The sequence below is a fragment of the Sphaerospermopsis aphanizomenoides BCCUSP55 genome (genome assembly GCF_001586785.1).
Classification (GTDB): Bacteria; Cyanobacteriota; Cyanobacteriia; order Cyanobacteriales; family Nostocaceae; genus Sphaerospermopsis_A; species Sphaerospermopsis_A aphanizomenoides_A.
The window spans coordinates 1-10,148 of sequence record NZ_LUFH02000152.1; the positions used below are offsets into that span (position 1 = coordinate 1).

The 10,148-nt window shown below is 36.4% G+C and carries 9 protein-coding genes; 2 read left to right on the plus strand and 7 right to left on the minus strand.

Going from position 1 to position 10,148, the window contains the following annotated elements:
- Positions 1-75: 75 nt before the first annotated feature.
- Both ribH and psbZ read right to left on the minus strand, forming a co-directional pair.
- Positions 76-576, minus strand: a complete 501-nt coding sequence (gene ribH / locus A0J48_RS24805; protein WP_200327251.1) for a 6,7-dimethyl-8-ribityllumazine synthase — start codon at positions 574-576, stop codon at positions 76-78.
- A 163-nt stretch (positions 577-739) separates the two neighbouring features.
- Positions 740-928, minus strand: coding sequence for a photosystem II reaction center protein PsbZ (gene psbZ, locus A0J48_RS24810; protein ID WP_041643540.1), 189 nt, complete (start codon positions 926-928; stop codon positions 740-742).
- 280 nt (positions 929-1,208) lie between these two features.
- Here psbZ and A0J48_RS24815 point away from each other — a divergent pair, with 280 nt between their 5' ends.
- Both A0J48_RS24815 and A0J48_RS24820 read left to right on the plus strand, forming a co-directional pair.
- Entirely contained in the window at positions 1,209-3,944 is a 2,736-nt protein-coding gene (locus A0J48_RS24815) for a CBS domain-containing protein (RefSeq protein ID WP_200327252.1), read from the plus strand.
- Between the two features lie 239 nt (positions 3,945-4,183).
- Positions 4,184-5,071 carry a phytanoyl-CoA dioxygenase family protein gene (locus tag A0J48_RS24820; protein WP_325079069.1) on the plus strand — a complete coding sequence of 296 codons (888 nt, stop codon included), beginning with the start codon at positions 4,184-4,186 and terminating at the stop codon, positions 5,069-5,071.
- Between the two features lie 101 nt (positions 5,072-5,172).
- Here the strand turns inward: A0J48_RS24820 and A0J48_RS24825 are convergent, their stop codons facing one another.
- From A0J48_RS24825 to glsA, 5 genes are all read right to left on the minus strand, one after another.
- Positions 5,173-6,396 carry a bifunctional sterol desaturase/short chain dehydrogenase gene (locus tag A0J48_RS24825; RefSeq protein ID WP_200327253.1) on the minus strand — a complete coding sequence of 408 codons (1,224 nt, stop codon included), beginning with the start codon at positions 6,394-6,396 and terminating at the stop codon, positions 5,173-5,175.
- A 241-nt stretch (positions 6,397-6,637) separates the two neighbouring features.
- On the minus strand, positions 6,638-7,357 hold the full coding sequence (locus tag A0J48_RS24830) for a hypothetical protein (protein ID WP_234301145.1): 720 nt from the start codon (positions 7,355-7,357) through the stop codon (positions 6,638-6,640).
- Positions 7,345-8,016, minus strand: a complete 672-nt coding sequence (locus A0J48_RS27285) for an AAA family ATPase (RefSeq protein WP_325079072.1) — start codon at positions 8,014-8,016, stop codon at positions 7,345-7,347. The genes A0J48_RS24830 and A0J48_RS27285 overlap by 13 nt, the downstream gene beginning before the upstream one ends.
- A gap of 57 nt (positions 8,017-8,073) precedes the next feature.
- Complete coding sequence (locus A0J48_RS27290) at positions 8,074-8,652, minus strand: AAA family ATPase (RefSeq protein WP_234301147.1); 579 nt, start codon at positions 8,650-8,652, stop codon at positions 8,074-8,076.
- A gap of 333 nt (positions 8,653-8,985) precedes the next feature.
- Positions 8,986-9,945, minus strand: a complete 960-nt coding sequence (gene glsA / locus A0J48_RS24840) for a glutaminase A (protein ID WP_234301148.1) — start codon at positions 9,943-9,945, stop codon at positions 8,986-8,988.
- Positions 9,946-10,148 lie beyond the last annotated feature (203 nt).

Here is a 10,148-nt window from a genome sequence, read left to right on the forward strand (position 1 = left end):
ACACCCTACACCCCACACCCTACACCCCACACCCTACACCCCACACCCTACACCCCACACCCTACACCCCACACCCTACTCTAAAGGTTCTGCTAGACTAGGGCGTAATTGACGCATCAAACTAGCCATTTCTATGGCGTTCATAGCATAATCCCAGCCGTGATTACTTTTAATCCCTGCCCGTTCTAATGCTTGCTGCATCGTATCTGTTGTCAGAATGCCAAAAATCACAGGTACTCCCGTTTGAAAACTTGCAGCAGCAATACCCTTAGCTACTTCAGCAGATACATAATCAAAATGGGGCGTTTGTCCCTTAATCACCGCACCCAAGCAAATTATGGCATCATAACGATGGGAGAGTGCCAACTGGCGAGCTACGGTAGGAACTTCAAAACTTCCTGGAACCCAAACATAATCTACTTGATTGCCTTGAGGATCGGGATCTATACCGTGACGCTTTAGACAATCTTGACATCCTTCTAAAAGCTTGACTGTAACTAAGTCATTAAATCGACCAATCACCAACGCAAACTTTAAAGGCTCTGTTTGAGTAAATGTTCCCTCAAAAACTGCCATGACTGCCTCTTATAACTATAACTTCTTAGCCAATACATTTTTCTGTGTTCAATATAGAAGAGCAGGAAAGCAGTTCAGCAAAAAGGCACGCTGACTTTTTACTTTAGCTTTTCTGCTCCTCTAATGTTTATGTTATGTGCTAGTTCCTGTTTTAAGCAGTTGCCTACACCACAAAAAAGTTTAATAAACCAACTAAAAGCACTAAGGCAATCCAAACACCAGAACCAACCCAAAGCAGCTTTTTAGATTCAACCCAGTTTTGAGGAGTTGCATAAGCGACAGGAACACCAACAACTAGGACGAAAGACATTAGAACTAGAGATACTAAAGCAAATTGGAATACTATGCTCATTTTTACTTTTCCCAACACGGCGAAATCGTAATTTGTCCTCAATCTGTCACTATATGATGGACAGACAGAGTTTTTCATTGACCCCTGTAATTGTGGTCTTCTGAACAATTAATATTTTACGTCCGGTTTGTAACAGTTGGTCAATTATCAGTTGTCAATTGTCAGTTGTCAGTGGAAGAAGGCAAAAGGCAAGAGGCAAGAGGCAGAAGCAAAAATTAAGTTTTTCCCCTACACCCTACACCCTTACACCCCTACACCCCTACACCCTTTTCTTTCTGTTATGGATCTAATTCTTTGCCACACTACTGCTGATTTTGATGCTCTTGGTGCTGCGGTGGGGTTAACTTGCCTCAAGCCAGGGAGTAAGATTGTGCTAACTGGGGGAGCGCATCCACCTGTGCGGGATTTTCTGGCTTTACATCGAGATGAATATTCTTTGATTGAAAGGCGTTCTGTTAATCCTGACAAAATTCGTTCTTTAATGGTGGTGGATACTCAACAGCGCGATCGCTTGGGTAAAGCTGCGGAATGGTTTGATTTGCCCAATGTGCAAGAAATCATAGTTTATGACCATCATCTCGGACAAGATGGTGATATTCCCACTACGCAATTATATGTTGACCGGGTGGGCGCAACGACGACTTTAATGGTGGAAGAACTGCAAAAACGCCATATTGCTCTCACTTCTGCCCAAGCAACTGTGATGGCTTTGGGTATTCACGTGGATACAGGTTCGTTAACATACAGCCAGTCTACACCCAGAGATGCTTTAGCTTTGGCTTGGTTGATGCAGCAGGGGGCAAGTTTATCTGTAATTTCAACTTACCGTGATCCGGGTTTATCGCCGCAGTTGCAACAATTATTAACTCAAGCTCTGGAAAATTTAGAATATCTGTGTTTACGCGGATATACCATTGGGTGGGTGACACTGAGAACTGATGAATTTGTACCAGGTTTATCAGGTTTAGCGTCAGAATTGGTGGAGTTAACAGAAATTGATGCCATACTTTTGGTACATGAATATCCTTTAGATGATGATGAATTGCGGTTAACTGTAATTGGGCGATCGCAAATTCACCACACAAATCTTAATTTACTATTTCAACCTTTTGGTGGTGGTGGACATTCCCAAGCTGCATCTTTAAATATTCGCACCCATGATTCACAAGCAATTTTACAGCAATTATTAGATGGATTAAAGGCGCAAATTCCCCATCCTCCCACAGCGAGAGATTTAATGTCTTCTCCTGTGCGTACCATTCGACCAGAAACCACAATTTATGAAGCTCAAAGAATTTTACTCCGTTATGGGCATTCTGGATTATCCGTTGTTAATAATCAAGGTAAATTAGTAGGGATCATCTCTAGAAGAGATTTAGATATTGCCTTACATCACGGCTTTAGTCATGCACCAGTTAAAGGTTACATGACAACAAATTTAAAGACAATTACACCAGATACAACTTTGCCACAAATCGAGTCTTTGATGGTAACTTATGATATTGGCAGACTACCAGTTTTAGAAAATGAAAATTTAGTTGGTATTGTCACTCGTACTGATGTTTTAAGGGAATTACATCAACTAGAAATTCAAAATGCCTCCTTTAGAGGTTCTGCACTAGCAAACTTCAAAATTCAAAATAATTTTCAGGATTTAAGACTCAACCTGGAGTTAGAAAAACGTCTTCTACCTCAACTTTGGCAACTATTAAATATAGCTTCTCAAGCAGCAGAAAAACGCGGTTGGCATCTTTATCTAGTTGGTGGTGCAGTGCGGGACTTGTTATTAGCAGGAACAGCAACAGGCACATTAATGATTAATGATATTGATTTGGTTGTTGACGGGTTTCATCAAGCAGCAGATGTTGGTGCAGGAGTGGAATTAGCAAAAGCACTCCAACAAATTTATAAAAATGCCCGTTTAGAAATTCATGGTGCATTTCAAACTGCTGCTTTACTATGGCATAAAGACCCAGAATTAGATTCCTTATGGGTAGATATTGCCACTTCTAGAACCGAATTTTATCCTTATCCCGCAGCTAACCCGGAAGTGGAAGCTAGTTCAATTCGTCAAGATTTATATAGAAGAGATTTTACTATTAATGCAATGGCATTAAGATTAACCTCTCCCCGTAGTGGTGAATTATTAGATTTTTTTGGGGGATTATTAGATTTACAAGCCCAGCAAATTCGCATTTTACACGCTAATAGTTTTATAGAAGATCCTACTCGGATTTATCGTGGTGTTCGTTTTGCAGTGCGCTTTGGTTTTAAAATTGAACAGCAAACAGAAGAATATATCCGCTATGCAATTAATAGCGGTGTTTATGACCGCACCTCCCAAGAAAATACCAGAACACCTGCTTTGCAAACTCGGTTAAAAGCAGAACTAAAAAATATTCTGGAAGCATCATATTGGCTATCAGCCTTACATTTATTATCTGATTTAGGAGCGTTACAATGTATTCATAATAGCCTCACATTGAACGCGGAAATTTTACAGCAATTACGTTTATTAGAACGCTGTCTAAGAAGATTTGAAAACCAGCAAAATACTTTAATTCCTTGGCAAATGCGGCTAGAAGTTTTAATTGCCAATTTAGAACCAAAATATCGTGCCAAAGTATCAAAAAATCTGCAATTGCCTGATGATAGTATTACTAGATTAAAGAAATTATCGGAAATCAAAACTCAGGTGATGCAATCATTACCTAACTGTGAGCTTCCTAGTCAAATTTTACATTTATTGAGACATTTTGATTTAGAAACTTTAGTTTTAATTGCTGTACAAAGTCCGCGATTAATTAGGCGTAAGATTTGGCATTATTTAACAGTTTTAGTAAATATTCAACCGCTGTTAAATGGTAATGATTTAAAGCAATTGGGTTATAAGCCGAGTCCTATATTTAAAATTATACTGGATAATTTGCTGGCTGCTACTGTAGATGGAGTAATTAAAAATAGAAGAGAAGCAGAGGAATTTTTAAAACAAAATTATCCTCCACATAGCAGATGACAGGTAACAAAATTAAAAAGTTTTTTACTGAAAGTTGTTACTATCTGTAGCGCAGCTTGGCATAAACTATATTTTGTGATCAGTGCCTGTTATCATCCAACACTTAAATTGTCATCATGCTGAAAATTATATCTACAGAAAGATTGTGGAAACTTCTTTAAGTAGCTATTGTGATACAAACTAAATTCAATAGTAGATATTAGAAAAACACATACTTACTGGGTACGATATATAATCCTATGATGTATAATTTTTTGTTGCAAAAAACACGAAACAAAATATTAAAAACTCTTGATACAATTCCCTTTATAAACTATCAAAGTGAACTTGCTTATCAAGCAGATGTGGAAAAATATATTCCCCATCTACCAAATCTTGCCAAGAAGGACTTAGAAATAGTCGAAAAAATTAAACAAGAAGGTGTTTTTATGACTTCATTGGCAGATTTAGCAATTGCATCTACTCCTCAATTTATCGAAGCAGCACAAAAGCTTATACCCCAAATACCTAAACCTATTGCTGGAGATAATCATCAATTTGTTATTCATGCTAGTTATCAGCAAATTATGGATTACCCAGAAATTTATTGGTGGGGACTAGAAGAACGATTACTCAATATTGTTGAACATTTTATTGGTCTACCTGTAACTTATCATGGTGTATATTTTCGGAGAGATATTGCCAATCAATTAGAAAAAGGCTCAAGATTATGGCATCTAGATAAAGAAGCCAGAAAGATCATCAAAATTATTGTTTATTTACATGATATGGATGAAGATAACGGACCTTTTCAATATATTCCCCCGTCTTTAACCTCAGAAATAGCAAAAACTTTTAAATATACATCCGGCTATATTCTTGATAAAACCATGCAAGAGGTTACATCTGCTACAAATTACAAATCATGTCTGGGTGCTGCTGGGACAGTTATTTTTGCTGCTACGGATAGCATTTTTCATCGTGGTAAAATCCCTGTAGTTGCAGATAGATTTAGCATTTTTTTTGATTACACTCCCAGGTCAAAAAAGTATTCATTTTATGGGTCTTCTTCTTTACCTTATAAAAATTTACTTTTACTTGCACAAAATCTCACTGATGTTCAAAAAGAATGTATTCTTGGCACTTAGATAAATTACAAAAGCTATTAACTATCAACAATAAAATCCCAATACTAAAAGCACGTACTTAAATATAAGAAATGGTGGGCATAATTGCCCACTCTACACAATTATTCACTTTTTACTGACTTACTAAAAATGCGATAGTACAACCAATTACTAAATTCCTTGATGGGAAACAATAAATAAGTCAGCGGGTTTATCGTCACAATAATATTCCTAAAATCCCGTTTAGCTAAAAACAAAATTCCCCGCGCTACTTGCGATGCTGACATCACACCATAAGGATTTAGTTGACTCTTGAAAGGCCCTAAAATCAATTTGCGAATTACACAAACTTGATCTAAACGCTTGAGGGTAATTAAATCACCTAAAGTTCTTTTGCTGAGTTCATATAAAGGACTCAATGCTGGTGAAACTTCCGCTTCAGAAGTGTTAACCCAAATTTCTTTCGTTGCTTTGGCATCAGGTCCTGTGACAGTTGTAGAGAAGATATCTATTAATCGCAATGCAGAAAAAGTGTTAACTTGATAGGAATTGTAAATCGCTTCTGGAGTGCGATCGCTATAAACATTCACGCCATGATTGATAATTAAAATATCAACTTTCTTGAGGCTTGCTTCTAGTTTCTCTTCATTACCTAACTCCCAAGAAAGCACTTTTAATCCAGTCTGTGCCTGTATTTTATTAGGATTAGTGCTTAAGGCGATGACTTTAGCATTATGCTTAAGTAATTCTTCGAGTAATGCTTGTCCTAAAGCGCCTGAAGCACCAGTTATAGCAACGGTTTTACCTTTCAGAGAAAGTCCTGTTCCGAGGATTTTATCCACCAAAGAAAAAACACCACTATAATAAGCATCAACATCATCAAAATGATGTCGCCAATGATAGGTTCTGTTCACAAACCAAACGGAGGGAATAGTTTCTAATGGACCAGGTAAATGGTTATAGTCTGTCTCAATTGTCCCTTGGAAATAGCGCACAGATGCACCATACAGGAATGTTACCGCATAGACAACTCCCAACCATAATCCCCATTGCTGAACAACTAAGGCGATGATTGTTAATAAAACTACCAGTATCACTGACTCAACAATATCGTGATACAACTGAGAATCTAAATAAGCTTTTTGAGAAACCAAAGTTAAATCCCGACGGTAAGCTGCATGATGTTTATTATGCAATTTACCTAGCCAGTTGATTTGGTGACACAAAGCATGGTAAGTATCTCTGATGATTTCTGCTAGTAACAGTGAGCAAAATCCCCAAATAGCAAACTGTAAACAGGTATTTACTAAAACCCAATCAATTGTTATGTTTTCAGCCAGTCTCATCTCGTTTTTGTTTTCACATCTTCATAAAGATGGTATAGTATTTAACGGCTAAAAATCTAGTCTAGAAAAATTTCCAGAATTGGTAGCGTATACATTCAAAGCGATTAGTAAAACATTGATAGTTTAGAAGCAGGGATGAATGATAACTTTTCTAAGTCTGTTCTTGTTTAACAATTGCGGATGATGTCGGATAAATATTTAATGTCATTCAAAAATACCTAAATTTATTTCCCATTAAGTTTTAAGAAGAACTGCAAAAGTTATTAAGATCGTTATAGAGTTCTCGGAATAAAGGTAATTTTCTCTGCAATTCATTAGGTTGTATTTCTAATAAAAGTAAAGGAGTGTGTAACCCTTTAGAAAATCGTGTTGAATTACTATCAAACTCTTCAAGGATGCTTGACTCAATTAATGATTCTGATAGCTTTTCTTGACAGCAATCTCTTTTTGGGTCATACTCACTAAACGATTCAGGATTATCAAAAATAACATTCCTTTGTGTACTTAACCACCAACGCATCCTTTCATGTCTACCTCTGAAATCTGGATGTTTAGCTATGGAGTTATTCCAATCTGCAATAATCCAAGATTCTAATTCAGGTGCAGCAAAACCAACAAATTTTTCTATATCAGCACATTCAGGTATTTTCGATATTGCTTCTAAAAATTTTTCTCTTTGTTCAATTGCATTTCGACAATCTAAATCGTCAAACACTAAAATTAAGTCACATTTATTTGGTTCATTTTTTAAGGCAATAGGTAGTTCTTTACTAATTTGAGCAATTAAACTTTTACCTGTTTTACCATAACCACTTACTTTCCCAGGTTTAGGTCCTGGTTTTTGAAGCACTGGTGTTTTGCGTTCAAATTTACAACCAGGAAAATTTTTTTCTAAAAAAGGAATTAGTCCTCTAACTTCAGCTTCACCACCACCAGCAAAAACCCATACTACCACGGCCATCCTCCAATAGTAGGATCACCAACGCGGTATAAATCACCTAATTGCCATCCTTCTTCTAGTTTTTCATCAAGCATTTCTTGAGAAAGTGTTTTCATGGAAAAATGCGTTTTATCTTGAGAGTAAAAACAATAAACATTCTCTAAACAATCTGTAAAATGATCTAATAGATCAGGACTATGTGTGGTAATAATAACTTGGGTTTTTCTTGCTGCTCGTTTTATCCATTCTGCTAAAATTGGCATCCATGAAACGTGCAAACCTAATTCTGGTTCATCAATGACTAACAATGAAGGTAGTAAAGGAGAATGCAATATAGTAGCCCAACATAACATTCTCACAGTTCCATCTGACATTTCACTCAAATAAAATGGTTCTTTGCTATCTTCAAAATACCATTCTACAGTTAAAGATAAACGACCAGAACGGATAGAACGAAGACGACGAGTTTTAGGTAATATCGACTTCATAGCTTGGTTAATACTATCTTCAAAGTCGATATCTTCCTGAATTAAATTTTCTAAAACTAAGGGTAAATTATCCCCAGATGTAGATAAATAAATATCACTTGCTCCTTTTTTGGGTTCTGAAGTTCTAATTTGATTTAAATCCATATTATTGGCATTATAAAATTGCCAGTTGGAAATAAATTCTACTAACACTCTTCTGGTTCTGTAAGCAGGTGTATTTTCAGGTGAATATTGGCTATCATCAAGCAATCATGGCAGTATAGTTATACCTAAAGAATTGGTGGGTATATTATCTAAACCTTCAAGGTGTGTTCCTGAATTTTGTCCAGGAAGATTATAAACTGATACAGCACCTTTGCCAACTTCTCTATCATGAAATTTATAATAGTAAAAAGGTGGTGAATTCAATTTATTTAAATCTTGCCCAATAAAAAAAAACTCCTGAGAAATAATTATTTTATTTTTCTTTCTGTCCACAAAAAGAGTCAAAGTAAGCATTGTGTTAAATTTTTCATGAAGCGGCTCATTTGATAATCTTTGAGAAAAACAATATGAAAAATTGATAATAGCAGGACTTTCAACACTATTATCTAAAATTCTATCAGTCCCAATTTTGCTAACGGCATCCTCAAAACTACTAACACCACGACTTTCATCAGGAATAGTAGTTAAACAATCTTTCAAAAATTTCAAACAACTAATAAAATTGCTCTTACCTGAACCATTAGAACCTATGACAATATTGAGTTCAGCTACCTCTATTGGCGGTGGTAAAGACAAATTTTTATAATTTTGAGTAACGATAAATTGCAGAATAGGTTGATTCATAATGTTTCAAACTTATATCTATCTAACTAATAACTTCACTAATTAAAGCAATTTTAATTGTAAACAAGCTTGCCTCTTATCTCCCTTTGTCCCTTGAGGATAGAGTAAATCAGACTGGTTGTCTCCGTCAAAGATGTCTCCTTTCTGGTGGAAGTAGGAGAAAATATTTGGTTGACTCGGTCATCCTCCCACCCCCATCTATATATATAAGTAGTCGTGCAAAATAAATTTTCTAGTTAGAAGAGGGAATAGGGAATAGGTAAGGAATACAGACATTTTTGTTTTCCATCAATATGTACAATTAATTTTGCTTGGGTACTTATGATGTAATTCTCACCCCTTAGAACAGTCAAACAGATGCAACCCCAACCGTTGGGACAGTTCCTCGCACACCTTCACTCCCCGCACACTATTACCCCGCGCATCTAGCAACGGTGAGAACACACCAATCCCCATCTGACCTGGAACAACAGCAATAATTCCGCCACAAACGCCGCTTTTTGCCGGAATTCCCACTTTATAAGCCCACTCACCAGCAAAGTTATACATCCCACAGGTATGCATCACACTTAATATATCTTTGATATAACAACTATCAACCGCTTTTTCTTTTGTAATGGGATTTATACCCTTATTAGCCAGAGTAGCTGCCATTACTGCTAAGTCTCGACAATTAACCATTACAGAGCATTGTTGAAAATACAAATCTAACGCTTCCTCAATATTTTGGTCAATCATGCCAAAATTCAGCATCAAATGGGCTGTAGCACGGTTACGATGTCCTGTACTGCGTTCGGAAGTAAATACCGAAATATCTACAAACACATCCCGACCAATATAGCGCCGATACATATCTAATACCCGATTTAGGCGTTCAGTTGGACCTGCACCTTTGATTAAGCTAGTAGTGGCTATAGCACCAGCATTAACCATTGGATTATAAGGGCGTTTTGATTGCTCATCAAGAATAATAGCGTTAAATGCGTCCCCTGTCGGTTCTACCCCCACCCTAGTTAACACATAATCCCGTCCATGATCCTCTAAAGCCTGTCCATAGACAAATACTTTGGAAATCGACTGAATTGTAAATAGTTGTTCATAATCCCCAATTTCGTAAACTTGACCATCTACAGTAGCAATACAGATGCTAAATAAATCGGGGTTTACTTTCGCCAGTTCGGGAATGTAGTTCGCTACTGTACCTGTTTGTAGAGATTTGTACTGGGAATGCAAATCTTTGAGAACTTCTGAAAATGGTGCTGAAACTATTTCTAAATCTCCTGAGTTTATCATGAAGCTGATACGCTGCTAATAAATAGCATACTTGATTGATTTTTTGGGTTGAACAAGACTACTGATTATTTTTAATACATTAAAAAATCAGGTTTTCCAGTTTTTTAGTCTTTTTCATTGTCTCATGATTATTTTTTTTGTGAGAGATAAAAATGTTTATGGGTATACCAATTAATTTAGCAATAGAAATATTACTTAAATAT

Coding starts and splice junctions, on each gene's coding strand:
- ribH (WP_200327251.1), bottom strand. CDS start 576: ATGGCAGTTTTTGAGGGAACATTTACTCAAACAGAGCCTTTAAAGTTT.
- psbZ (WP_041643540.1), bottom strand. CDS start 928: ATGAGCATAGTATTCCAATTTGCTTTAGTATCTCTAGTTCTAATGTCT.
- A0J48_RS24815 (WP_200327252.1), top strand. CDS start 1,209: ATGGATCTAATTCTTTGCCACACTACTGCTGATTTTGATGCTCTTGGT.
- A0J48_RS24820 (WP_325079069.1), top strand. CDS start 4,184: ATGATGTATAATTTTTTGTTGCAAAAAACACGAAACAAAATATTAAAA.
- A0J48_RS24825 (WP_200327253.1), bottom strand. CDS start 6,396: ATGAGACTGGCTGAAAACATAACAATTGATTGGGTTTTAGTAAATACC.
- A0J48_RS24830 (WP_234301145.1), bottom strand. CDS start 7,357: ATGGCCGTGGTAGTATGGGTTTTTGCTGGTGGTGGTGAAGCTGAAGTT.
- A0J48_RS27290 (WP_234301147.1), bottom strand. CDS start 8,652: ATGAATCAACCTATTCTGCAATTTATCGTTACTCAAAATTATAAAAAT.
- glsA (WP_234301148.1), bottom strand. CDS start 9,945: ATGATAAACTCAGGAGATTTAGAAATAGTTTCAGCACCATTTTCAGAA.